Consider the following 23,442-nt stretch of genomic DNA (forward strand, 5'->3'; position numbering starts at 1 on the left):
GGCGTACGCCGACACCAGGATCAACCGCGCTGGCGTAACAACACCTCCAGATGTGTCTGGAACTGGCTTTGCCCAGGCGCAAGTTCTACGGCCCGCCGTACGGCGGCAATGGCCTCGTCGATCCGGCCTTGGGGGCGTAGCGCATGACCGAGCCCATTGTGTGCCTCAGGGAAGTTGGCATCGAGCGCGATGGCCCGGCCATAGCATTCCTCCGCTTCGATCCAACAGCCCCGCCGGATCAGGGTCCAGCCCAGCACGGCTTGGGGTCGGGGGTTTTGCGGCTCCAATCCGGCCAAGTGGCGGAAATGGCGTTCCGCGCCCTCCAGATGGCCGCAGTCTAGTAATAACCTGGCAATCCAGCGGTGCAATTGGGTGGAGCGTCCCAGGGTGAACCCGGCCAACCCATTCAGATGCTCGTCCGCCTCCGCCGCCCGGCCCTGCCGGAGTCGCAAGCGGACGAGTTGTCCGCGAACCAGCGGCTGGTCGGGATCGAGGGCGATAGCCTGTTCCAGGCAGCGCCCGGCCAGGACTAGATCGCCCTCTTGCATCGCCGTTTTGCCAAGCAGGTACAGCGCGGGCGCGTGCTGTGCGAGGTGAATGGGGGCCTCGTTGTCGAACCGGTCGGCTCCGGGATCGCCCACCGCCCGCAACGCCAGATACAGGTCGCGATAGACCCAAGCCGACGGTGCCTGTCCCAACGCCAATACCCGTCGGTAGGCGGCGATTTCGCCAGCGATATCGCCCCGCCGCCGGAGTTCGGCAGCTTCCCGCCACAGCTCCGGCCAACGCGGATCGCCGCCCGCCCATGTTTCCCCGCCGTCCGCGCCTTCCCGCAGGCAACGGTCGAGCAAACCACCCAACTGGGCTGCCCAAGGCTCTCGTACCAGATCGAGATGCGCGCAAGCGAGAACATGGTACCGCACGCCGCCCTGGACCAAGCCCGCCCAGCCCGCATCGGGCAGGACATAGCGTTCCTCCGGCCAGTCGTGGCTTAAAAACAACACTGCGGTACCCGGATAGCTATGGGCCGGATAGCGCTGGGAAGCGGCGCGGTTCCTGGCGGCGACCCGGTTGCGACCGGTGGAATCATTTTGCCCATGAACGGGTGGGGGACCGGGCAAAGGAGGCGGGGCATTGGCATCGATAATGCCGAGGAAAGCTACGTCTTGACCCTGAAGGCGCAATTGGCGGGCGATCTCGAACGCCAGCCGCCCGCCGAACGAATAGCCCGCCAGATGGTACGGTCCCGTCGGCTGAAGGCCACGTATCTGCCCAAGACAATAAGCGGCCATGGCTTCCAAGGTTTCGTCTGGAACGAGGCCGTCGCCGAAACCCCGCGCCTTGAAGCCATAGACTGGCCGGTCGGTGTCGAGATAAGGCAGCAGTGGACGGGCATAGAGGCTCTGACCGAGCACACCATAGGCGAAAAACAAAGGCGGCAACCGGCCTTCCGCCCGTAAAGGTTCCAAGCCTCCCGCCACGCGGGGCGCGGACTGTTCCAGATGGCGGGCGAGCCGGGCCAGGGTCGGATGCTCGAACAAGGCCACCAACGGCAGTTCCCGGCCCAACGCCTGGGTGATCCGGGTGACTAGGGTGAACGCCAGCAACGAATTCCCGCCCAGTTCGAAAAAATCGTCGTCCATGCCGATGGCGTCCAACCCCAGCAGGTTTTCCCACAGCCGTTTGAGGCTCCAGCCCAGCGGGGTGGTCGGCAAGACGGTTTCCGGCGGGGCGGGCGGGTCCAGTTGGGCCAGGGCGGCGCGGTCGATTTTGAAATTGGGCAGCAGGGGCAGCGCCTCGATCCGGGCCAGCCGGACCGGCACCATGTAGGGCGGCAAGCGTTCCCGCAGGAAGGCTTTCAGGGTGGCGGCATCGGGTCCGGCATCGGGGGCTGTGGCAGCAGTCCAATAGCCGACCAAGCGTGGTTCCCCGCTACCCGGCGTGGGACGGCCCAAGACCGCCACCTCGGCCACACCCGGATGGGTTTTCAAAATGGCCTCGATAGCGGCGGGTTCGACCCGGTGGCCCTGGATTTTCAACTGGTGGTCGGCGCGGCCCAGGAACTCCAACAAACCATCGGGCCGCAGCCGTCCCAGGTCGCCGGTACGGTAGCGGCGGACACCGGGGTCCCGCGGGTGCGGGACGAAGCGTTCGGCGGTCAATGCCGGGGCGTTCCAATAACCCAGGGCGATATGGCGGCTTTCCACATGGATTTCGCCGATTTCACCCGTGGCGACGGGATCGCCTTCCGGCCCCAGCAGCAGCATTTCACGGTCGGGGATGGCGTGGCCGACCGGCACCCGCTCCGGTTCGATGGGCGTGGCATGGCCGATAAAGCGGTGGCGGTAGAGGGTCGCGGCCTCGGTGGCGCCGATGCCGGTGTACAGCCAACCCCCCAGGGGGAAATGCCGCTTGAACGCGGCCACGTCGCCGCCATCCAGACGGTCGCCGGCGATATAGACGATCCTGACTTCGTCGAAACCCTGGCCGGGGTCCAGGTCGCGGACCAGATGGCGGAACACCACCGGCACGGAATGGTAGATCGTGATGCGCCGCTTCCGGACGAACCCGGCCAGGTCCACGCCCTCCCCCGGCGGCAGGATGTGCAAGGACGCGCCATTGAGCAAGGCACCATAAATATCGCGGATGGCACCGTTCACACTGGGCGAATAGCACTGGGTCAACCGGTCGTCCGCGCCCAGGTGGACCGCGTTGGTGTATTGCATGACATCGTGCAATAGGTTGCGGTGGTTCTGGAACACGCCCTTGGGCGCGGCAGTGGTGCCGGAAGTGTAGAGGATATAGGCGAGGCTATCCGGGGTGGCTTCCGGCAGGGCGCAATCCGGCGCGGCCACCCCCGCATCGTCCATGACCAACAGCGGCAACTCCGGTGCCAGCAACCCGGCGGCCTGGGCCCAATGGGCTTGATCCGTGACCAGGGCGGCGATGCCCGCCTGGGCCAGGATCAGGCGGTTGCGCTCCGCCGGAAACCCGGCATCGAGCGGCACATAGCCACAGCCGGCCCGCAACACCCCCAACATCGCGATGGGAAACAGCGCGTCATGGCCGAGCAGGATACCGACCGGCGCGCCCGGAACCAGCCCGGCCCCGGCCAGCCTCAAGGCCAAGCGTCCAACGGATTCCCACACCTCGCCATAACTGAACCGGCGCTGCCGGTCGAGCAAAGCCGGACGGTCGGCATAACGGCGGGCGATGGTGGCGAAACGGGTCGGCACCGATTGCTCGATGGCTTCGGGCGCGAATGGTTCGAAAGGCCGGTCGGTCGGCCCACCGTGATCCAGTGGCAAAACCCCGTTCATGGCGTCGTCGCCCTCCAAACGGCCGGGCTGGGCGAGCGCGCCGCATCCACGATAGCGGCGATCTGCGCGGTACCCGCCACCAAGGGCAAGGCACAACCCGCACCCAGCACGAATCGCGGCCCCCGGCACTCGGCCAGCAAGCGTCCGGTCGCCGCCGCCACCCGGGCCGCGCTTTCGGCGAACACGGCGTGGGTATGGGACAGGCCGGTGCTGATCCCGCCCGGCCAGCACCGCGTCAGGAAGGCCGGCGGCGGATTGTCGGCTTGGGTATCGTAATGGAGGATGGCCACGGGCAAGCCCGCCCAGTCCCCGAGCAAATCGGTATAAACCGCCGCGCCATGCACATGCAGCACATTGCAGGGCAGCGCGGCGGCGGCGGCCAGACAGGCCCGGTCGCCGGGCAACGCATATTCCCGGTAGTCGGCGAGGGACAGTCCTGTCGGCTGGGCATGTTGGGTGGCGAAATAAATGCCATCGATGCCGGTATCGACCAAGGCCGCGATCAAGCGGAGGGTATTGGCGGTAATCTGGCCCAGGCCGGCCCGGACCTGGGCCGGGAAATCCCGCAACAAGGCCGCGAATAATTCCGCGCCCGCCAGCAGGCCAAGCTGGAACACCGGATTGAATACCGTCATCAGCACCGGGATGGCGCGGGGCAGGCTCCGCCGGGTCACCACGGCGGCGCGGAGCAATCCACCCACGAAACCGGCCTGGGGATTCAAATCGGGCAGCGCCCATAAATCATCGGCCTGGGCGACGACCCGGCCCACCACCGTGCGCCGCCCGAAATGGTCGCCGTCCCAGGTATCGGTCAATCCATAATCGCGGACCTGATAGGTGGAAGCCGGGGTGATTTTGCTGAAATCGAGATCGAAAGCGCGTTGGAATTCGACGCTGGCGCGTCCCAGGGTTTCGCCATCCTGGTCGAGTCCGGGATGGTGAAGCCAGAGCGAAACCGGCGTGACCGGCAGGGCGTCCCCCGCCAAGGTCGCCATTAATAACTCCCGATAGGCCAATTTTCTGGGCATGGAACTGGAAAGGGGGCAAGCGCATATCAAATACGGAAAGGGGATGCCCGTTGCCATCCGTCCTCTCCGGCCGTTCGTCCGCCGACAGGCCGATATTGGCCCGCCCTGGGTTTTTAAGATAGCTCCAGCTATCGATCCTGCAAGAGCAAGGCAATCGCACCGAAAACAGCGCGACCCCCAGGCGGATCAAGGCGCGTGGATCAACCCACCACGCAAGCAACCTACCAATGGCGCTTATAGCCCCAAGAACCCCGGCAACTCCCGCACCGAATCGACGACGACATCGGGCCGCACCGCCGAAGCCCGCACATAGGCTTCCCGGTACTTGCCGGTCCGCACCAAAATCCCCGCCAAGCCCGCCGCCTGCCCGCCGCCCACATCCACATCGATATCGTCGCCGACCATGGCGACCTCGTCCGCCGCCAAGCCCATCTCCCGCAACGCCACCCGGAAGAAATCCGCCGCGGGTTTGCCCATCACCAGGGCGCGGTGGCCGGTGCAATATTCCAGCGCCGCCACCAAGCCGCCGATATCCATGCAAAGCCCCGCCTCGGTCTGCCAAAACCGGTTGCGGTGGATGGCGACCAGCTTGGCCCCCAGCATCAAACGGTTGAACAGCCGGTTCAACAACCCGTGGTCCCAGGCCGGGCCGATATCGCCCAGCACCAAATAATCGGCGCTTTCAATATCCACCTCCTCCACGGCGGCGAAATCGCTTTTCACGTCCCCGGCCAGCAACAGGGCGCAACGGGGCCGGCCCAGGCTTTCCAGGTACAGCCGGGCCGCTTGCGGGGCGCTGATGATTTCGCCGGCGTCGATGTCCAGCCCCAGGCCCAGCAGCTTCCGGTGCAGGGAAGCCAGGGACAGCGTGCTGGTGTTGGTGGCGAAGCGGAGGGCGAGACCTCCGGCGCGGAGGCGGGCGAGGCTTTCCGCCGCGCCCTCGATGGGGTTCTGGCCGACGTACAACACGCCGTCCAGATCGATGAGCAAGCCTTTGGGAGCGACAAGCCGCGGCGCGGCGCTGGATATGGGGTCCATGGCGGAAGCTCCGGGGAATCTGGGAAGCGGTCACACGGGATTGGGCCGCAGTATCTCAAAGATTTCGAAGGCCTGTATCCAGGCCTCGTCGAGGATGGGGGGGATGACGTGTAAAGGCAGCCCCAACAGGTTCCAAGCGCCCTTCTCGAAGCACACGCTATCGCCATAGATGGCCTCGTCCGGCGAGACCGAAGGCTCGATATTGGAGGCCAGGGCACTGGCGACATGGATCAGGGCGGCGCTCTTGCGATAGCACGGGGCCATGTTCGGCGCCAGATAAAACGCCACGGCGGCCTGCAAACGCTCGGGCAAGCCCCACAGCCGCAACAGCTCGGCCCCGAGTTCGGCATGGGTGAAACCGAACACACTGAACTCGGCTTGGTTCAGCCCCTCCTCGCTGCTGTCGTGCTGGGCCAGGACCTGGCGGTACAAATCGGCCCGCCCCGAATAGAACGCCAAGCGCCCCACCTTGTGCAACAGGCCGGCCACGAACAAGGGTTCGCTATCGAACACCCGGCAGCGGAAGGCCAGGGAACGGGCGATCACCCCGCAGGCCACGCTGTTGAGCCAGAACCGCTCCATGTCGATCAGCTCGGGCGGGATGCCCTGGAAACGGTTGGTCACGGTGGTGGCGACCAAGAGGTTGCGCAGGGCTTCGCGGCCGATCAGGGCGATGGCCCCGGACACGGTCTCGATCTTGGCCGGGGAATCCATCAGCCCGCTGTTGGCCAGTTGCAGCACCCGTGCCGTCAAGGCCGGGTCGCTGATGATGACTTCGCCGATCTCGCCATTGGTGACATAGGGCGAATTCAACAGCTGGCCGAGCTTGAACACCGCCTCGGGCAGGGAAAACAGGGTTTTGATTTCGTTAGCGAGCGTGAGGGCGCTCATCGCCGTGCGGGGCTGACTACTCATGGGGTGGGCCATCCATCCATTCCGAACACCGGGCCGTCCAGGGCGGGCCGACCGGCCCGGCGGGCTTCCCGGAAGCCGCCGTTCTTGGCATCGGCGCCGGGAACGCCACGCGGTCGTCGGTTTCGCGCCACGCCATGGAACGGTCATGCAAAGTGTAGCCGCCTCTATGGCGGGCGTTAGCGCTGGAAAGCCAGGATCGGCGAATTCCCAGCGCCACGCTCGGAAATCTTCCCGCGGGGCGGGCTTATCCGGGTTGCCACCACGCCCCGGCTTCCGCCGCCGACAGCGCCTCCACCCACCACGCCAGCGCCCGCCCGCGCGGCCCGGCTTTCCAGGCCATGCAAAAAGGACCGGCGGGCTTGGGCGCGGCCACGGCTTTCGCCAGCAAGCGCCCGGCGGCGAGGGCGTCCGCCGCGAGGCCCAGCGGCAGATAGCCCACGCCCAGGCCAAGCTCCTGGGCCAGGAGCTTGGCCCTGAGGGTCGGCACCGTGAGGATATCCTGGCCCGACAAGAGCCCCGTGCTGCGCGGCGGCAGGTTGCGCGAACTATCGGCCACCGCCACCGCCCGGTGGGCCTGGATAGCGCACGAAGCCAAGGGTTCCGGGGCCGCGGCCAAGGGATGGTGCGGGGCCACCGCGAACACGAATTCATGGCTGCCCAGGGTTTTCACCGCGTAGCCGCCGCCCGCCGGACCTTCGCAGGGGGTGCCGACGACGAGGTCGGCCCGGTCCGAGAGCAAGGCGTCCCAGCCGCCGCCCAGCACCTCGGTGGCGATCCGTAGCCGGGTGCCGGAACCGAGCCGGTAGAAGCGCTCGACGAAGGGGAACAAGCCTTCCGTCGGCAGGATATCGTCGTGGGCGATGCGCAATTCCGGTTCCCAGCCCTGCGCCACCCGCTTCACCCGCGCCTCCAAGGCCGCCGCCGCCACCAGCAAAGGCCGGCCTTGTTCCAGCAATTCGCGTCCGGCGGCGGTCAGCTTGGCGCGGTGGCCGCGTCGGTCGAACACCTCGACGCCCAGGTCTTCTTCCAGCTTGCGGACGGTGTAGGTGAGGGCCGAGGGCACCCGGAACAATTCTTCCGCCGCCTGCGCGAAACTGCCGCGCCGGTCGATGGCTTCCAACACTTCGAGGGCGTCGAGGCTGAGCTTGGTCATGCAAAAATCCTGAATGAATCAGCCGGAAAATTTCGCTATCCATGGCGCAACCGGGTCTATAGCATTGTTCCCAACTGCGGATTAAACCGCAGCCTCATTCAAAAAAATAGAACAGTCACGCCATAACCGGGCGCCACCCAGCGCCAACCACCCCGAGGACCGAACCATGAGCCTTTCCAGTAATCCGCTTTTCGATAGCCTCGCCCTGGGATCGACCGTCCTGCGCAACCGCATCGTCATGGCCCCGATGACCCGCAGCCGCGCCGACGACGCCGGCGTGCCGGGGGCGCTGGCCCCGCTGTATTACGGCCAACGCGCCTCGGCGGGACTCATCATCACCGAAGGCACCTTCCCTTCGCCCATGGGCAAGGGCTATGTGCGCACGCCCGGCATCCACTCGGAAGCCCAGGTCGAGGCTTGGCATCGGGTGACCGATACGGTCCACGCGGCGGGCGGCACGATCTTCATGCAGATCATGCACGCGGGCCGCATCTCCGATCCCAGCTTCCTGCCGGACGGGGCCACGCCGGTCGCGCCCTCGGCGGTGCGCCCGGAAGGCCAGTCCTACACCGATGCCGGGATGCAACCCCATGTCACGCCCCGCGCCCTGGACTTGGCGGAAATCCCCGGCCTGATCGAGGAATACCAGAGCGCCACCCGGAACGCCCTGCGGGCCGGGTTCGACGGGGTGGAATTGCACGCCGCCTCGGGCTATCTGCCCGAGCAATTCCTGTCCTCGAAAACCAACCGGCGCGACGACGCCTACGGCGGCGATATCGGGCGGCGGGCGCGGTTCGTGTTGGAACTCCTGGAAGCCATGGCCGGCGTGGCCGGGGCCGGGCGGGTGGGCATCAAGCTCTCGCCCGAGATGAATTTCAACGATATCGCCGACGACACGCCGCGAGAAACCTACACCCACCTGGTCGAACAACTGGCGGGCCTGGGCCTGGCCTATCTGCATGTCGCCCTGTTCGGCACGCCGGTGGATTATCACGGCCTGTTGCGGCCCCTGTTCCCCGGCCCCTATCTGGTGGGCGGCGGCCTGACCCAGGCCACGGCCACGGCCCTTTTGAACGAAGGCAAGGCCGATGCCGCCGTGTTCGGGAGCCTGTTCATCGCCAACCCCGATTTGCCGGAGCGCTTCCGGTCGGGGGCGGCGCTGGCCGAGCCGGACCGTTCCACCTTCTACACGCCGGGCGGGCAGGGCTATACCGATTACCCGACCCTCGCCGCCTGAAACCCACAGCCACGCAACGCAATGGAGGACACCATGGCTACCACCCACCATCCCATCACCGCCGATACGGTCCAACGCTCCCGCCAGATCGAACAGCGCATCGCCGGCCAAGCCACTTCCGACGGCGCGGGCGTGAAACTGGTCCGCGTGGTGGACCGCGCCCTGCACCGGCGGCTCGACCCCTTCCTGATGCTGGACGCCTTCGGCACCGACCGGCCCGAGGATTACATCGCCGGTTTCCCCGACCATCCGCACCGGGGCTTCGAGACCATCACCTACATGATCGCCGGGCGTATGCGCCACCGCGACAGCGCGGGCCACGAAGGCTTGCTGGAAAACGGCGGGGTGCAGTGGATGACGGCGGGCCGGGGCGTGATCCATTCCGAGATGCCCGAGCAGGAACAGGGCGCGATGGAAGGCTTCCAGCTTTGGCTCAACCTCCCGGCGCGGGACAAGCTGGCCGAACCCTGGTACCGGGATTTCCCCAACGCCGCGATTCCCCAGTTCACCACCGCCGATGGCGTGACCGTGCGGGTCATCGCCGGGGAAAGCCAGGGCGTGGCGGGCGCGGTGCGGCGCGAGGTCACGGAGCCTTTGATCCTCGACCTGCATTTGCCCGCCGGCAGCCGCCACGCCCAAAGCCTGCCCGCCGCCGCCAACGCCTTCCTCTACACCTACCGGGGCGAGGTCGCGGTCGGGGGCGGCGCGGTCCCGGCGGGACAGTTGGCGATCTTCGCCAATAGCGCGACCGCCGATGGCGTCGTCATCGAGGCGGCGCGGGACAGCCGGGTATTGCTGGTCGCCGGGCAACCCCTGGGCGAACCCATCGTCCAGTACGGTCCTTTCGTGATGAACACCCAGGCCGAGATCGAGCAAGCCCTGCGCGATTTCCGCTCGGGGCGGCTCGGAACCGCGGCTTGAGCCAGGAGGCCCCCGCCGCCAGCCACCTCACCACAACCACGCCGCGCCGCGCACCCCGCTGGAATCGCCGTGGCGCGGCGCGACCAAGCGGGTATCGACCCGGTCCGAGAACACATGGCGCCCCCACAGCTTGGGCACGTTGGCATAGAGCCGGGCGCAATTCGACAAGCCCCCGCCCAAGACCACCGCGTCCGGGTCCAGGAGGTTGATGACATGGGCCAAGGCCCGCGCCAGCCGCTCCTCGTAGCGCAGCAGGGCGGCTTCGCAAGCCACATCGCCCGCCGCCGCCCGCGCCACGATCTCCGGCCCGGCCAGGGCCGCGCCCGCGTGCCGTTCGTAATCGCGGGCCAAGCCCGGTCCCGACAGGAAGGTCTCGATACAGCCCCGCCGCCCGCAATAACAGGCCGGTCCCGGCAACTCCTCCGCCGTGGGCCAGGGCAAGGGGTTGTGCCCCCATTCCCCGGCGATGGCGTTGGGACCGTTCAAGGGCCGGCCCCGCACAACGATCCCGCCGCCCACGCCGGTCCCCAGGATCACCCCGAACACCACTTCCGCCCCCGCCGCCGCGCCGTCGGTGGCCTCCGACAGGGCGAAGCAATCGGCGTCGTTGGCGATCCGCACGGGCTTCCCCAACAGCCGTTCCAAATCCTCGACGATGGGTTGGCCGTTCAGGCAGGCCGAATTGGAATTCTTGAGCCGCCCGCTGGCGCGGGACAATGCCCCCGGCGTGCCGATACCCACCGTGCCCTCGGCGGACAGCGCCCGCTCGGCCTCCGCCACCAGGTCGGCGATGGCCCGCAACGTGCCTTGATAATCGCCCTGGGGCGTGGGCTTGCGGCGACGCCAAAGTTCCGCGCCGTCCGGGGCCAGGGCGATGAGTTCGATCTTGGTGCCGCCAAGGTCGATACCGAAACGTAGGGAATGCTTGGACATAGGCTCTTCCAGGGAAGTCGGGATGTGTAGGAGGGAGCGCCGAGGATACCCGCTTCGGCACCGCCGTGTCCCACTGCAAATTTTGGGATACACAGGGATACAAGCCATTCCGCCCAAGCCTTGGCCGCGGGATAAAATAAGCCGCCCGCGCGGCGCTCCGGCCCTTCCCAGGTTCCCACCCCCCATGCCACCCCCGAAGCCCCCATGCCATCCCGTTCCCATCGCCGCGTTAGAACCGCCCACCCGCCCGGGACCACCGGGCTGATTTGGATATTGGGCTTCTTCCTGGTGCTGACGGCCATCGTGGTCGCCACCGTGCTGCTCAACAGCGGCCAAGAGGAGGCCACCCCGGTCGCGTCCATCCTCAACCAGGCCGACGCCCTGTGGCGGCCCGAACAAGCCCCCAAGGCCGTCGCCCTGCTCAAAGCGGCCCGCGCCACCCACCCCGGCACCGAGGCCGAAATCGACAGCCGCCTCGGCATGATCTATCAAAAAGCGGGACTCACGGCGGAAGCGCTGCCCTACCTGGACCGGAGCGTGCGCCTGGGCGCGGACATGGGCGTGAAAGCCAACGCGCTGCGGCGGCTGATCCGCGCCCAGCTCGGCGTGGACAACTACGACGCCGCGCAAAAGCTCGTCAAGACACTGCCACCGGACGATCCCGAAGTGGAGCGCTGGCGCTTGATCATGCGGACCGCCCAGCAAGACGACCCCGCGCAGGCGCTGGCCGTGTTCCGCGAACTCGCCGCCGCCACCCCGTCCGAGCGCGAAAGCCAAAGACGCCTGGGACGCGCCGAATTGGACCAACAACGCTGGGCCGAGGCCGCGCAGACCCTGGCCCTGGCCCTCGAACGCTTCCCGGACGATATGGAATTCCTGGGCCTGGCCGGGGACGCGGCCTATCGCGACCGGGACTATGGCCGCTCGAAGGCGTGGTTCGAGCGCCTGGTGGACTTGGAACGGCAGTGGTCCGGGGGCAAGGCGGCCCATACGGTCGAACTGGCGCGGGCGCAGATCGCCCTGGACCAACGCGCCCCGGCCAATGCCCTGCTGGACGCCTTCCTGGCCCAACAGCCGGACCATGCGGAGGCTTTGTTCTACCGGGCCTTGAGCGCGTTCCGGGATGGCGACTACCAGACCGCCTACGACCATATCAGCCTCGTGGCCCCGGCGCACCCCAGTTGGACCGACTGCAACCTCCTGGCCGGCGCCGCCGCGCTGGCCCTGGACCGCGTCGAATCGGCGCGGACCCATCTCGCCTTGTTCGCCAACCCAGCGGGACCGGAAACAGGCAAGCACCTGTTGCGCATCGCCCAGGCCGGCCCGGAAGAGCGCGCCGGAACGCTCGCTTCCGGCGAGCTGAAGCATCTATTCGACAATCTCCTGCGATAATCCGATATCCCCCGCCGGGCGGGCATTCCCACCGCCCCGACCCCACCCATGGCCGCCTTGCGCCCAAGCCATTGGCATGTTTCCGGTATTGCCATACGGGAGATTCCGCCGCCCTGGGCTCCCGAACCCAGGGCGGCGATGTGCCGCAAACGCGCCCAGCCATCCGCCGGGCACGCTCTCCCCACCGCCGAGCCTTCTTTGTAAAAGACTCAACAAATAAGTAGCATACGCACATGAATCCATCCTGGCTCCTCCTCATCACCAGCCTGCCAACCCAACACGCGGCGGGCCGGATGCGCGTCTGGCGGGCACTCAAAGCCCTGGGCTGCGGCATCCTGCGCGACGGTGTCTACCTGCTGCCGAACCGGCCCGGCTTCCGCGACCTGCTGGCGGCCCAGGCCGAGGAGGTCAAAGCGGGCGGCGGCAATGCCTACCTGCTGGCGCTGGACCCGGCGGATGGCGCGGGGCAGGACGGCTTCGAGGCGCTGTTCGACCGCACGGAGGACTACGCCCAATTGAGCGGGGCCATCCACCACGCCATGCCGGTGGCCGAACCGGGCGACCTCGCGGGTTTACGGCGGCAGGTCCAACGGCTGCGCAAGGAATTCGAGGCGCTGGCGGCGGTGGATTTCTTTCCGGGACCGGCGCGGGACCAAGCCGCCATCCGGCTGGAGGCGCTGGAACTGGCCCTGGACCGGCGGCTCCACCCGGACGAACCCCGCGGCCTGCCCGGCCAGATACAAACACTGCGCCGCGAGGATTACCAAGGCAGAACCTGGGCGACCCGCCGCCGCCCCTGGATCGACCGCCTCGCCAGCGCTTGGCTGATCCGCCGCCATATCGATCCGGCGGCGCGTTTCCTGTGGCTGGCCGAACCCGGCGATTGCCCCGCCGACGCCCTGGGCTTCGATTTCGACGGCGCGGCCTTCACCCATGTCGGTGCCAAGGTCAGCTTCGAGGTGCTGCTGGCCAGCTTCGGCCTGGACCCGGACCCGGCTTTGCGGCATCTGGCCGGGCTGGTGCATTACCTGGACGTGGGCGGCATCCCGGTGCCGGAAGCCGCCGGGCTGTCCTTGCTGATCCGGGGCCTGGGCCGGCGCTGGGCCGGCGACGACGACGCCTTGCTCGCCGCGGCGGAAACGCTGTTCGACGCGCTCTACCAAGCCTATTCAGGAACCGACCCATGACCGATCCCCACCCGGCGCGGACGCGCCCCGCCCCCGTCGGCTTCGGCCAAGCCCTCCGCTATTGGCTGAAGCTGGGCTTCATCAGCTTCGGCGGACCCGCCGGGCAAATCGCCATCATGCACCAGGACTTGGTGGAACGGCGGCGCTGGATTTCCGAGCGGCGCTATCTGCACGCCCTGAACTACTGCATGTTGCTGCCGGGGCCGGAAGCCCAGCAATTGGCGACCTATATCGGCTGGCTGATGCACGGCACCTGGGGCGGTATCGCGGCGGGCGGGCTGTTCGTATTGCCGGCCACCCTCATCCTGATGGTCCTGGGCTGGATTTACCTGGAATTCGGGCAGGTGCCCGCCGTGGCCGGCGCCTTGTACGGCATCAAACCCGCCGTCACCGCCATCGTGTTATGCGCGGCCTACCGTATCGGCACGCGGGCGCTCAAGAACGCCGCACTGTGGGCCATCGCGGCCCTGGCCTTCCTCGCGATTTTCGCCCTGGACGCGCCGTTTCCCCTGATCGTGGCGGCGGCGGCGCTGGCGGGGGCGGTGGGCGGCAAACTCGCGCCGGGGCGGTTCGCCTTGGGGGGCGGGCATGGCGCGGCCAAGCAGGGTTACGGCCCGGCCTTGATCGACGACGATATGCCGCCGCCGGAACACGCCCGGTTTTCCTGGAGGCGGCTGGCGTGGACGGTGGGCGCGGCGCTGCTGCTCTGGACGGGAGGGATCGGGTTGTTATGCGGACAATTCGGGTGGCAGGGCACGCCCACCCAACTGGGCTGGTTTTTCACCAAGGCGGCGCTCCTGACCTTCGGCGGGGCTTACGCGGTGCTGCCCTATGTGTTCCAGGGCGCGGTGGAGCATTACCACTGGCTGACCCCGGCCCAGATGATCGACGGGCTGGCGCTGGGGGAAACCACACCGGGACCGCTGATCATGGTGGTGACTTTCGTCGGCTTCGTGGCGGGCTGGGGACAGGCTTGGCTTGGGCCGGAGCATCCGGGGCTGGCGGGGGTGATGGCGGCGCTGGTCGTGACCTATTTCACCTTCCTGCCCAGTTTCCTGTTCATCCTGGCCGGCGGTCCCCTGGTCGAATCCACCCACGGCAATTTGAAATACACCGCACCGCTCACCGCCATCACCGCCTCGGTGGTGGGCGTCATCCTGAACCTCGCCTTGTTCTTCGCCTACCATGTCTTTTGGCCGCAAGGCTTCGGCGGGGACTTCGATGCGATGTCGGCGGCGATCGGCGGAGGCGCCCTGCTGGCTTTGCTGCGCTTCAAGGTCGCGGTGATCCCGGTGATCCTGGCCTGTGGCGGGGCGGGTTTGTTGTTCACTTTCGCCCAGACCTGGCTGGCCTAGCGCGTTTTCATTCGCCGGGATGCGCCCATCCCAAAACACCCGGCGGAATCCGGGCCACGCGCCCCATGGGCTGATAAACTGGCGGCCTCTCGTCCACAACGGGCCGCCCGCGTGAAGGAATGCCAATTTATCGCCGATAGACGCGCCGACTGGGAGACCTGGGACCGTTGGCTCGAAGCCCGGCGCGGCGGCGTCCAGGCCCAGGCAGCCTTGCCGGTCGCGGCCCTGCCCCGGAAATTCCGGGCGCTGTGCCAGGATTTGTCGCTGGCCCGCGACCGCCGCTATTCCGAACCCTTGCTCGACGAACTGCAAAGCCGGGTGCTGGCGGCGCACCAACGCATCTACGGTGCCCACCGTCCCCAGGAACGCCATGCCACCCGTTTCGTCCTCCGCGAATTGCCGCGGTTGGTGCGGCGCGAGGCCAGGCTGGCCGCGCTCTCCGCCCTCCTGTTTTTCCTGCCGCTGTTCGCCGCCCTCATCGCCCTGCAAACCTACCCGGACGGCGTGTATTTCCTGCTGTCGCCGGAAACCGTGGGCCGGATCGAGGAGATGTATTCGCCCACCACCCTGGTTCCCGGCCGGCCCCGCGACGCCACCGACGATGTGATGATGCTGGGCCATTACCTCGCCAACAATGTGCAGATCGACATCCAATGCTTCGCGGCGGGGATCGTGTTCGGGCTGGGGAGCGTGTTCTTCCTGGTCTATAACGGGCTGGTGATCGGGGCCGTGGCCGGGCATCTCACCCAATTGGGCTTCATCCCCACCTTCTGGGGCTTCGTGGCCGGACATAGCGCCCCGGAACTGACCGGCGTGGTGTTGTCGGGAATGGCGGGTTTGAAGCTCGGTGCCGCCTTGATCGCGCCGGGCCGTTGGAGCCGGACCGAGGCGCTCAAGCAGGCCGCCCGGCCCGCCGTGCATTTGTTGTATGGCGCGGCGGGACTCACTTTCGGGGCGGCGTTCATCGAAGCCTTCTGGTCGCCGCTGCCAACGGTGCCGGTGGTGGTGAAATACGGCGTCGGCGTCGGGTTCTGGCTGGTGTTGCTGGCTTATTTCGTCCTGCTGGGCCGGGAACGCCATGGAGCTTGAGCGCCTCGAATTGGAACTCCGCCACCGCACGCCCTGGGAAGCGGCGGATTTGGGCCTGCCCTGGTTGCGGCGCTGGCGCGGCCCGGTCTACCGGGCGTGGTTCGCCACGTTCATCCCGTTCAACCTGCTGTTGTTCCTGGCGCTGTGGCGCTGGCCGCTGGTCGCCGCCATGGTCGCGTGGTGGTGCAAGCCGCTGTTCGACCGGGTCTTGCTCAAGGTCTACGCCGAGGCGGCGTTCGGCCAGCCGCCCGGTTTGGGCGCGGTCTGGCGGAGCTTGCCGGACCTGTGCCGGCGGACCGGACTGGTGGGGGCATTGACCTGGGGACGCGGGGACATGGCGCGTTCCTTCCATCTGCCGGTCCACCAACTGGAACGCCAGCGCGGCAAGGCCGCCAAATCGCGGCGCAAGGTCTTGGGTTACAAAGCCCGTGGCTGCGCGTTCTGGCTGACCTTCCTCTGCTCGAATTTCTCGGCCTGCCTGCAAATCTCCATCATCCTGCTGCTGGAATTGCTCTGGCCCAGCGAAGCCCCGGCGGTGTTCGATTGGCAAGCCCTGTTCCATGGCGACAGCGGCCTGTGGGAATCGCTGCTGTCGCATCTGGCCTGGGTGTTCGGGGAAAGCCTGGTCGAGCCGTTCTATGTCGCCGCCGGGTTCGCGCTCTATCTCAACCGCCGCAACGACCTGGAAGGCTGGGATATCGAACTGGGTTTCCGCCAACTGGCCCGGCGCGTGGCGGCGGAACGGCGCGGCCAAGGACTGGGCCGGGCGGCGGGGTTGGCAAGCCTGGGCTTGGCGGGGTTGCTATTGGCGCAATACCCCCTGGACGGCCACGCGGCGGAGCCCACCGCCGCCAGCGGACCGGAAGTTCCGCCCAGCCCCGCCAAGCAAGCCATCCAAGCCGTGCTGGCGGACCCGGTGTTCGGCCATAAGGTCGAGGATTGGGAATGGCATCGGCGCGATGAGGACGATGGCGCATCGTCCCGGCGGGATGCCCCCGACCTTGCCTGGCTCCACCAAATCGTGGAATGGATCGCCGAGGGCATCCGCCTGTCCGGCTATGTCGCGGCGGCGGTGTTGGCGGGTGGGTTCGGCGTGCTGCTGTACCGTTACCGGGGGATGTGGCCGGGCCGTGCGCCCAACACGCGGAGGGTGCCGTCCACGCTGTTCGGACTGGATGTGCGCCCGGAGTCCTTGCCCGAGGATATCGCCCTGGCCGCCGGACGCTTGCTCGATGCCGGGTCGGTCCTCCCGGCCCTGTCCTTGCTCTACCGGGGCGCTTTGGTGGCGCTGATCCATGGGCATGGGGTGGATTTCCTGCCCGGCGATACCGAGGACGACTGCCGGACACGGGTGCGGGGCCGGATCGACCCCGGGGCCGAAGCCTATTTCGCCGGATTGCTGGCAGCCTGGAGCCTCGCCGCCTACGCCCACGCCACGCCGCCGCCCGCACAGCTCCAGGCCTTGTGCGCCGACTGGCCGCGCCATTTCGCCGGGCGGGGCGCGGTATGAGCCGGGCTTGGCTCTGGGCGGTGTTCGGCTTGTCCGCCTTGGCCATCCTGGGCACGGTGTGGGTGGTCGAACATTACGAGCGCGTGCCGACCACCCGCTGGGAAGGTCCGGGCAAGGCGGCGCTACGCGATCCCTATCTGGCCTTGGAGCGCTACCTGGAACGCATGGGCCGTCCCTTGCAAAGGGTGGGCAATGCCTTGAGCCTGGATGCCTTGCCGCCGGGCGGGGCGCTGCTGCTGGACCGGGCGCGGCGTATCCACCTCAATCCCCGGCGGGCCGACCAAGTGTTGGATTGGGTGGCGCGGGGCGGCTATTTGATCGTGGCGGCGGAAGCGCCCTCGGTCGACGATCCCATCCTCAAGCGCCTGGGCGTGGTTTGGCGGCGTCCGCCCGAACCCGACGAACCCGCCGCCGAAGGCGAAGCCGGGCAATGTCCCGCCCCGCCCGCACCCGAAGCGTCCACGCCGGATACCCTGGTGGTCCGCTGGCCCGGCAGCGAACGGCCCTTGGCTCTCGATATCGGGGATTGGGCCGGGGAACCCGGCCTCTGGCCCGGCGAGTCCGCGCCGCTCTGGACGGCGGAACCCGTGCCGGGGAAATCGGGTGCCGTGCTGCTGCACTATGCCCATGGGCAAGGCCAGATCACGGTGCTGTCGGATTTAAGCTTCTTCAACAACTGGCGGATCGGCGACTACGACCATGCCGAATTGCTGTGGACCTTGCTGCGGCAGTACGCCCCGGCGGGTCCGGTGCGGCTGGCGGCAAGGCTGAAAGTGCCGACGCTGTGGGAATGGCTGGCGGACTCGGCCTGGATGGCATTGGTGAGCGGGGGCTTGTGGATCACGGCTTGGCTGTGGGCCATCGTGCCGCGGTTCGGAGGCGTGGTGCCGGCGGCGGAACCGGAACGGCGGGGTTTGGGCGGACATCTCGCCGCCGTGGGCCGGGCGGTGTGGCGGGAAGGGGGTTGGGGGCATTGGGTGGAGGTACTGCGGCAGGAGGTGAAGGAACTCACCCTCAGGCGGCATCCGCATCTCGCGGCCTTGCCCGAGGCCGGACGGATCGAAGCTTTGGCCCGCATCGGCGGGGTTCCGCCCGAGCGGGTCGCCGAGTTTTTAAACCCCACGGCGGCGGAGGCTCCCGAGGATTACACCCGCCTGACCCAGACGGCGCAACGCTTGATACAAAGGCTGTGAGGGCGGGTTCCCAGTCCGGCGGGAACCCCCACAGGGTTTCACAAGACCGACGCCAGCACCACCAGGCCCACCATCAACGCCAGGGTCGTGGTCGCCGCGCTTTCCAGGTCTCCCGCCTGCGGCAGGGTTTGCCGCTGGCTCATGCGCCTCAGCAAGATTCTCAAATCGCCCATTCCGCACCTCGCTTCGTTGGATTATCCAGGACCGCACAGTAGCAAGCACCAACTTAATCGAGGCTTAACCTGGGGGCTATCGGTAGACCTACGCAGGCGGCTGCGTGTCTTGGCTAGCCACGATCCCACTTTCCAGGGTGGGATCGGTTTCTAGCACTGGAAGATTCGCCAATTTGAATAATTTTTCCCCTACGATAGGGTCTCGTAGCATTTCAGCCAGCGCGTTCTCCAAGGCTTCCTTGTCTTCGCAGACATAGGTTTGTGATCCTAGGATTATTTCGCAAGGATAACCAGCACGGGATTGTTTCCATTCCGCAAGCTCCGTATCGCTTCCCGGTGTTTTTTGATTTTTGGCACATATCGCAACATAACCCTTAACTGCCCTGAGCCTCCAACCTGCAAGCTTGTCGTTGATCCCCAGCGCATTAGATGCGTTAGATAAATATAGCGCCGAATAATTTTCAAGCTCTTTAAAAGAAATTGTTTCATGAAGTGGCTTAATAGAAATCTGTATTTTTCCATCAGATACTCTAAATAACTGTGAATTTAGCTCTTCAAATACCCCATCAATTTCGCGTTTATTATTTTTGGTGCGTTCGACAATATTCAAGCCCGCCCGATAAGCTTCGATAAAATTAGCCATATCAATCCACCTTTTCAATAACACCAATCACAGGAAAATGGTCGAAAATGGATTGATGATCGACCATTTTCGCCCCATGTTCCGGTATCCTCAATATCCCAGTCAATGCTTCGTTCAAATGCCATCGACCACGCCCCAAAAATACCGATGAGAAAATGATCTGGTCGAAGGTACGCCAGCGTGTGGTTTCCCCGTTGGCGTGGAAGTAGGTCCCGCCACCCGTTTCGTCTTCGGCTTTGGACGGATAGGGTTCTGCACGCACCAAATGCCGCCAAAAAGGGTTGTACAGCAGATGCGGCTTTTTAACCACAAATGCCCGGTCGCGGGTCGCCATCAGTTGGCCTGCTAGCGAATCGTCAAAAGGTTCGTCATTATAATCACCGAGCAAAATAACCGCTCCGTCCTTTGCGGGATTCAAACCATCGATTTGATCGCGTAGCCGCATTCCCAACAAATGGCGATCCACGGAGTTTTCGTGGCACCATAAGCGACTGGGCCAGTGCGAAATAAAGAGGCGCAACAAGCCACCGCCATTGGGAGCCAGGAAATCGGCACGCTGTGCCATTTTCAATGTCCGGCTACCTTTCAGGAATAGCAATTGTTGGACTTCTCCCAATAGTTCCAATCGCTCCCATCGATAAATCAGGCAAGTATCGAAGCACGACCGCCCAGCAGGTTCCAGGCTGTGATAAATGCGATGATTTTCCAGCCTACATTGATCGCGGAACATCGCAATATCATGGTCAGCCACTTCCCCCAACGCCAGAAAATCAACGCCCACCCGGTTCAACATATGATCCACCATTCCACACGCCCATTCTTTTTCCGTGGCAGACGCCCGATCTTTCCCCATGGGTGACAAACTGGTGTTCCACCATACAAAACGGAGTCTCATAAGAGGTTCGGTTGTTCGAGAATTGGATAGAGGGTATACGCTAACATGCCGACGACCAAACGTAACCTATTCCGGCACGATCCGCGTTAAACTGCCGGGCGCATCGACCGATCCCCTCTCCCACGCCGGAGGAAACCCCGTATGAGTACCCCCAACCCTTGGGGCCAAAGCCCCCCGCCTCCCTCTTCGTTCCCCCAACTTCCCACCCTCCCGCTCGGACCCATCCTCGCCGCCCTCGCGATCCTGACCGGCCTTTGGAGCGCTTATTACACCGTGCCCGCCGAATCCGAGGGCGTCCTGCTGCGCTTCGGCAAATACATCGACAAGGTGCCGCCGGGCCTGCATTTCAAGCTGCCGTTCGGCATCGACGAAGTGTACAAGGTGCCGACCCAGCGCCAACTCAAGATGGAATTCGGCTTCGTCAGCCTGGGCCGCACCAATCCCGACCAGGCCGGCCAATCCCCCGAACAGGAAAAATCCATGGTGACGGGCGATCTCAATTCGGCCCTGGTCGAATGGGTGGTGCAATACCGCATCACCGAACCCGAAACCTATCTGTTCGAGGTGCGCGAACCGGGGCAGACCCTCCGGGACCTATCGGAGTCGGTGATGCGCGAAATCATCGGCGACCGCACCGTCGATGAAATCATCACCATCGGCCGCCAGGAGATCGAGGAAACCGCCCTGCTCCGCATGAGCGAATTGGCGAAGCGCTATCACCTGGGACTGTCGGTCAACCAAGTCCAGCTCAAGAACGTCGATCCACCCAAGCCGGTGCAGCCTTCGTTCAACGAGGTCAACCGGGCGCAACAAGACCGCGAGAACGCCATCAATCTCGCCAACGGCGATTACAACAAGGCCGTGCCCCGCGCCAGGGGCGAGGCCGACCAGAAAATCCGCGCCGCCGAGGGCTACCGCTTCAAGCGCATCAACGAGGCCGAGGGCGACGCCGCCGCCTTCGGGGCGGTGTTGGAACAATACGTCAAAGCCCCCGAAGTCACCCGCGCCCGCATCTACTTGGAAACCCTGGGCGAAGTCTTGCCCCGCGCCCACCAGCAAATCATCGTGGACGACAGCGTGCGCGAAATCCTGCCCTTGTTGCCCGCGAACTCATCCATCGTCCCGGAGCCACGGCCATGACGCCCCTGAAACAAGTCCTGGTTTATGCCGCCGTGGCGCTGGTCCTGCTGCTGGGCTATCTCTCGGTCTTCACGGTGGAACAAACCGAGCAGGCGATCCTCACCCAGTTCGGGAGGCCGGTGCGCGACCCCATCACCGAACCCGGCCTGCATTTCAAACTGCCGCTGGTGCAGCAAGTGACCCGCATCGACAAGCGCTATCTGGCTTGGGACGGGCCGATGGTGGAAATGTCCACCAAGGACAAGACCTATGTGCAGGTCGGCACTTTCGCCCGATGGCGCATCACCGATCCCATGCGCTATTTCCTGCGGCTCCGCGACGAGCGCAGCGCCCAATCGCGCTTGGAGGATATCCTCGGCAGCGAAACCCGCACCGCCATCGCCAAGCACGAATTGATCGAGGTGGTCCGCATCGACAAGGACCGCCAGCCGCGCCAGGATGAAAGCGTGGCGGCGGCGCTGGCCGAGATCGGCGGCATCGGAGCCTTGCGGCCCATCCATGTCGGGCGCTTGCAAATCGAGAAAGGCATCTTCGACGCCGCCGCGCCCAAACTGGCGGAATTCGGCATCGAACTGCTGGATATCCGGCTCAAGCGCATCAATTACAATCCGCAAGTGTTGGAGCGGATTTACCAGCGCATGATCAGCGAGCGCCTACAAATCGCCCAGCGTTTCCGCTCGGAAGGCGAGGGCGAGGCCGCCCGCATCTCGGGCCGCAAGGAACGCGATATCAACGAAATCGAATCCACCGCCTACAAGCGGGTGCAGGAAATCCGCGGCGAGGCCGACGGCAAGGCCACCGAAATCTACGCCCGCGCCTATACCCAAAGGCCGGAGGCGGCGGAGTTCTACCAGTTCCTCAAGAGCATGGAGACCTACCGCAAGGTGATCGGCGGCGGTTCGACCCTGGTGCTGTCCACCGACAGCGAATTGTTCGGCTGGCTCAAGCGGGGGGTGGTCAAGGGCAAACCCTGAGCGCCCCGTCCCGGCCATCCCCGTGTAAACTGTGGGCTTATTCCCCCGCGAGTCCCGCCATGCACGAACTCTCCCTGGCCCAAAGCCTGATCGAACTGATGGAAGACGAAGCCCGGCGCGGCGGTTTCAGCCGCGTCCGCAAAGCCTGGCTGGAAATCGGCGCGTTGGCCGGGGTGGAGGAAACCGCCCTGCGCTTCGGTTTCGAAGCGGCGGCGCTCGCGACCTGCGCCGAGGGGGCGGAACTGGAAATCCTGACCCCGCCGGGCGAGGCGTGGTGCTTCGATTGCGGACGCGGCGTCGTCCTCCAGGCTTTGCCGGACGGCTGCCCGCATTGCGCGGGCCACCGCCTGCAAGTGACCGGGGGCACCCAATTCAAGCTGAAAGAACTGGAGGTTATCTAGACCATGTGTACCGTCTGCGGCTGCGGCGAGCCGGATCAACCCGCCCACGACCCTTCCCATCCGCATGAACACGGCCATGCGCACGATCATGGACATTCCCATAGCCATGATCACGCCCATCCCCACGACCATCACCACGCCGGGGCAGGCCATCATCATTACGGCCAAGGCCCGGCGGGCGTGACCCTGGCCGGCTTCAGCCAGGACCGCATCGTCCGCATCGAGCGCGACGTGCTGGGCAAGAACGATGGCTATGCCCGCAAAAACCGGGCTTGGTTCGAGCAACACGGCATCCTGGCCTTGAACCTGGTGTCCGGTCCCGGTTCCGGCAAAACCACCCTGCTGGAACGCACCCTCACGGATTTGCGCGGAGACCTGGCCCTGGCGGTGATCGAAGGCGACCAGCAAACCACCAACGACGCCGAGCGCATCCGTGCCACCGGGGTGAAAGCCTTGCAGATCAACACCGGCAAGGGCTGCCATCTCGACGCCCATCAGGTCGGGCACGCCCTGGACGAACTGGCCCCCGCCGACCACAGCCTGCTGTTCATCGAGAACGTGGGCAATCTGGTGTGCCCCGCGCTGTTCGACCTGGGCGAGGCGGGCAAGGTGGTGATGCTGTCGGTGACGGAAGGCGAGGACAAGCCGATCAAATACCCGGACATGTTCCACCGGGCGGCGCTGATCGTCCTGAACAAGATCGACCTGTTGCCCTATGTGAAGTTCGACGTGGAGCGCTGTCTGGACTATGTGCGGCAGGTGAACCGGGAAGCGCCGATCCTCAGGGTATCCGCGACCACGGGCGAAGGCATGGAACACTGGTACGGTTGGATCAAGGAACAGCGGCGGGCCTTGCTCGAAACCCGAGCCGCCCAGCTGGAAAGCGCCTTGTCGGCTTTGCGCGCCCAGTTGTGATGGAAACCGGGGCGGCGGTTCCCGCGCCGC

21 protein-coding genes are annotated in these 23,442 nt (G+C 65.8%); 12 read left to right on the top strand and 9 right to left on the bottom strand.

Features of this window, described 5'->3' with window-relative positions; genetic code table 11:
- Positions 1 to 20: 20 nt before the first annotated feature.
- From K5658_RS00660 to K5658_RS00680, 5 genes are all read right to left on the bottom strand, one after another.
- Positions 21 to 3,320, bottom strand: a complete 3,300-nt coding sequence (locus K5658_RS00660) for an AMP-binding protein (protein WP_221065072.1) — start codon at positions 3,318 to 3,320, stop codon at positions 21 to 23.
- Positions 3,317 to 4,348: a uroporphyrinogen decarboxylase family protein gene (locus tag K5658_RS00665; protein ID WP_221065073.1), complete on the bottom strand. Its 1,032-nt coding sequence runs from the start codon at positions 4,346 to 4,348 to the stop codon at positions 3,317 to 3,319. The genes K5658_RS00660 and K5658_RS00665 overlap by 4 nt, the downstream gene beginning before the upstream one ends.
- Positions 4,349 to 4,582: 234 nt before the next feature.
- Entirely contained in the window at positions 4,583 to 5,386 is an 804-nt protein-coding gene (locus K5658_RS00670; protein ID WP_221065074.1) for a TIGR01458 family HAD-type hydrolase, read from the bottom strand.
- A gap of 30 nt (positions 5,387 to 5,416) precedes the next feature.
- A complete protein-coding gene (locus K5658_RS00675; protein ID WP_221065075.1) occupies positions 5,417 to 6,301 on the bottom strand; it encodes an HDOD domain-containing protein in 885 nt (294 codons plus the stop codon).
- A 244-nt stretch (positions 6,302 to 6,545) separates the two neighbouring features.
- Complete coding sequence (locus K5658_RS00680) at positions 6,546 to 7,454, bottom strand: LysR family transcriptional regulator (RefSeq protein ID WP_221065076.1); 909 nt, start codon at positions 7,452 to 7,454, stop codon at positions 6,546 to 6,548.
- Positions 7,455 to 7,620: 166 nt separating this feature from the next.
- Between K5658_RS00680 and K5658_RS00685 the strand changes: the two genes are divergently transcribed.
- Positions 7,621 to 8,691 carry an alkene reductase gene (locus K5658_RS00685; protein ID WP_221065077.1) on the top strand — a complete coding sequence of 357 codons (1,071 nt, stop codon included), beginning with the start codon at positions 7,621 to 7,623 and terminating at the stop codon, positions 8,689 to 8,691.
- A gap of 33 nt (positions 8,692 to 8,724) precedes the next feature.
- Positions 8,725 to 9,612, top strand: a complete 888-nt coding sequence (locus K5658_RS00690) for a pirin family protein (RefSeq protein WP_221065078.1) — start codon at positions 8,725 to 8,727, stop codon at positions 9,610 to 9,612.
- Positions 9,613 to 9,639: 27 nt separating this feature from the next.
- Here the strand turns inward: K5658_RS00690 and K5658_RS00695 are convergent, their stop codons facing one another.
- Entirely contained in the window at positions 9,640 to 10,545 is a 906-nt protein-coding gene (locus K5658_RS00695) for an ROK family protein (RefSeq protein ID WP_221065079.1), read from the bottom strand.
- 204 nt (positions 10,546 to 10,749) lie between these two features.
- On the opposite strand from K5658_RS00695, the gene K5658_RS00700 reads away from it, so the two are divergent.
- The 6 genes from K5658_RS00700 (at position 10,750) to K5658_RS00725 (ending at position 18,271) form a co-directional block, all read left to right on the top strand.
- Positions 10,750 to 11,937, top strand: a complete 1,188-nt coding sequence (locus K5658_RS00700) for a tetratricopeptide repeat protein (RefSeq protein ID WP_221065080.1) — start codon at positions 10,750 to 10,752, stop codon at positions 11,935 to 11,937.
- A gap of 233 nt (positions 11,938 to 12,170) precedes the next feature.
- A complete protein-coding gene (locus K5658_RS00705; protein ID WP_221065081.1) occupies positions 12,171 to 13,124 on the top strand; it encodes a chromate resistance protein ChrB domain-containing protein in 954 nt (317 codons plus the stop codon).
- Positions 13,121 to 14,479, top strand: a complete 1,359-nt coding sequence (gene chrA, locus K5658_RS00710; RefSeq protein WP_221065082.1) for a chromate efflux transporter — start codon at positions 13,121 to 13,123, stop codon at positions 14,477 to 14,479. Before K5658_RS00705 ends, chrA begins: the two co-directional genes overlap by 4 nt.
- A 111-nt stretch (positions 14,480 to 14,590) precedes the next feature.
- Positions 14,591 to 15,568: a stage II sporulation protein M gene (locus K5658_RS00715; protein WP_221065083.1), complete on the top strand. Its 978-nt coding sequence runs from the start codon at positions 14,591 to 14,593 to the stop codon at positions 15,566 to 15,568.
- Positions 15,558 to 17,078, top strand: coding sequence for a DUF4129 domain-containing protein (locus K5658_RS23865; protein WP_221065084.1), 1,521 nt, complete (start codon positions 15,558 to 15,560; stop codon positions 17,076 to 17,078). The genes K5658_RS00715 and K5658_RS23865 overlap by 11 nt, the downstream gene beginning before the upstream one ends.
- On the top strand, positions 17,075 to 18,271 hold the full coding sequence (locus K5658_RS00725) for a DUF4350 domain-containing protein (RefSeq protein ID WP_221065085.1): 1,197 nt from the start codon (positions 17,075 to 17,077) through the stop codon (positions 18,269 to 18,271). The genes K5658_RS23865 and K5658_RS00725 overlap by 4 nt, the downstream gene beginning before the upstream one ends.
- Before the next feature lie 38 nt (positions 18,272 to 18,309).
- Here the strand turns inward: K5658_RS00725 and K5658_RS23870 are convergent, their stop codons facing one another.
- The 3 genes from K5658_RS23870 to K5658_RS00735 all read right to left on the bottom strand — a co-directional run bounded on the left by K5658_RS23870 (position 18,310) and on the right by K5658_RS00735 (position 19,982).
- Positions 18,310 to 18,444 carry a hypothetical protein gene (locus tag K5658_RS23870; protein ID WP_281425920.1) on the bottom strand — a complete coding sequence of 45 codons (135 nt, stop codon included), beginning with the start codon at positions 18,442 to 18,444 and terminating at the stop codon, positions 18,310 to 18,312.
- Between the two features lie 88 nt (positions 18,445 to 18,532).
- Positions 18,533 to 19,087 carry a hypothetical protein gene (locus tag K5658_RS00730; protein ID WP_221065086.1) on the bottom strand — a complete coding sequence of 185 codons (555 nt, stop codon included), beginning with the start codon at positions 19,085 to 19,087 and terminating at the stop codon, positions 18,533 to 18,535.
- A 1-nt stretch (position 19,088) separates the two neighbouring features.
- On the bottom strand, positions 19,089 to 19,982 hold the full coding sequence (locus tag K5658_RS00735; protein WP_221065087.1) for an endonuclease/exonuclease/phosphatase family protein: 894 nt from the start codon (positions 19,980 to 19,982) through the stop codon (positions 19,089 to 19,091).
- A 141-nt stretch (positions 19,983 to 20,123) separates the two neighbouring features.
- Between K5658_RS00735 and hflK the strand changes: the two genes are divergently transcribed.
- The 4 genes from hflK to hypB are packed head-to-tail and all read left to right on the top strand — an operon-like array spanning position 20,124 to position 23,412.
- Positions 20,124 to 21,122: an FtsH protease activity modulator HflK gene (hflK, locus tag K5658_RS00740; RefSeq protein ID WP_221065088.1), complete on the top strand. Its 999-nt coding sequence runs from the start codon at positions 20,124 to 20,126 to the stop codon at positions 21,120 to 21,122.
- Positions 21,119 to 22,096 (top strand): protease modulator HflC, encoded by a 978-nt coding sequence (gene hflC / locus K5658_RS00745; protein WP_221065089.1) that lies wholly within the window; start codon positions 21,119 to 21,121, stop codon positions 22,094 to 22,096. Before hflK ends, hflC begins: the two co-directional genes overlap by 4 nt.
- Before the next feature lie 59 nt (positions 22,097 to 22,155).
- Entirely contained in the window at positions 22,156 to 22,497 is a 342-nt protein-coding gene (gene hypA, locus K5658_RS00750; RefSeq protein ID WP_221065090.1) for a hydrogenase maturation nickel metallochaperone HypA, read from the top strand.
- Between the two features lie 3 nt (positions 22,498 to 22,500).
- Positions 22,501 to 23,412, top strand: a complete 912-nt coding sequence (hypB, locus tag K5658_RS00755; protein ID WP_221065091.1) for a hydrogenase nickel incorporation protein HypB — start codon at positions 22,501 to 22,503, stop codon at positions 23,410 to 23,412.
- Positions 23,413 to 23,442: the final 30 nt, after the last annotated feature.

The organism is Methylomagnum ishizawai (genome assembly GCF_019670005.1).
GTDB classification, from domain to species: domain Bacteria; phylum Pseudomonadota; class Gammaproteobacteria; order Methylococcales; family Methylococcaceae; genus Methylomagnum; species Methylomagnum ishizawai.

Bases quoted from the DNA above. Each gene is read 5' to 3' on its own strand.
- K5658_RS00660 (WP_221065072.1), bottom strand. From the start codon at position 3,320: ATGAACGGGGTTTTGCCACTGGATCACGGTGGGCCGACCGACCGGCCT.
- K5658_RS00665 (WP_221065073.1), bottom strand. From the start codon at position 4,348: ATGCCCAGAAAATTGGCCTATCGGGAGTTATTAATGGCGACCTTGGCG.
- K5658_RS00670 (WP_221065074.1), bottom strand. From the start codon at position 5,386: ATGGACCCCATATCCAGCGCCGCGCCGCGGCTTGTCGCTCCCAAAGGC.
- K5658_RS00675 (WP_221065075.1), bottom strand. From the start codon at position 6,301: ATGAGTAGTCAGCCCCGCACGGCGATGAGCGCCCTCACGCTCGCTAAC.
- K5658_RS00680 (WP_221065076.1), bottom strand. From the start codon at position 7,454: ATGACCAAGCTCAGCCTCGACGCCCTCGAAGTGTTGGAAGCCATCGAC.
- K5658_RS00685 (WP_221065077.1), top strand. From the start codon at position 7,621: ATGAGCCTTTCCAGTAATCCGCTTTTCGATAGCCTCGCCCTGGGATCG.
- K5658_RS00690 (WP_221065078.1), top strand. From the start codon at position 8,725: ATGGCTACCACCCACCATCCCATCACCGCCGATACGGTCCAACGCTCC.
- K5658_RS00695 (WP_221065079.1), bottom strand. From the start codon at position 10,545: ATGTCCAAGCATTCCCTACGTTTCGGTATCGACCTTGGCGGCACCAAG.
- K5658_RS00700 (WP_221065080.1), top strand. From the start codon at position 10,750: ATGCCATCCCGTTCCCATCGCCGCGTTAGAACCGCCCACCCGCCCGGG.
- K5658_RS00705 (WP_221065081.1), top strand. From the start codon at position 12,171: ATGAATCCATCCTGGCTCCTCCTCATCACCAGCCTGCCAACCCAACAC.
- chrA (WP_221065082.1), top strand. From the start codon at position 13,121: ATGACCGATCCCCACCCGGCGCGGACGCGCCCCGCCCCCGTCGGCTTC.
- K5658_RS23865 (WP_221065084.1), top strand. From the start codon at position 15,558: ATGGAGCTTGAGCGCCTCGAATTGGAACTCCGCCACCGCACGCCCTGG.
- K5658_RS00725 (WP_221065085.1), top strand. From the start codon at position 17,075: ATGAGCCGGGCTTGGCTCTGGGCGGTGTTCGGCTTGTCCGCCTTGGCC.
- K5658_RS23870 (WP_281425920.1), bottom strand. From the start codon at position 18,444: ATGGGCGATTTGAGAATCTTGCTGAGGCGCATGAGCCAGCGGCAAACC.
- K5658_RS00730 (WP_221065086.1), bottom strand. From the start codon at position 19,087: ATGGCTAATTTTATCGAAGCTTATCGGGCGGGCTTGAATATTGTCGAA.
- K5658_RS00735 (WP_221065087.1), bottom strand. From the start codon at position 19,982: ATGAGACTCCGTTTTGTATGGTGGAACACCAGTTTGTCACCCATGGGG.
- hflK (WP_221065088.1), top strand. From the start codon at position 20,124: ATGAGTACCCCCAACCCTTGGGGCCAAAGCCCCCCGCCTCCCTCTTCG.
- hflC (WP_221065089.1), top strand. From the start codon at position 21,119: ATGACGCCCCTGAAACAAGTCCTGGTTTATGCCGCCGTGGCGCTGGTC.
- hypA (WP_221065090.1), top strand. From the start codon at position 22,156: ATGCACGAACTCTCCCTGGCCCAAAGCCTGATCGAACTGATGGAAGAC.
- hypB (WP_221065091.1), top strand. From the start codon at position 22,501: ATGTGTACCGTCTGCGGCTGCGGCGAGCCGGATCAACCCGCCCACGAC.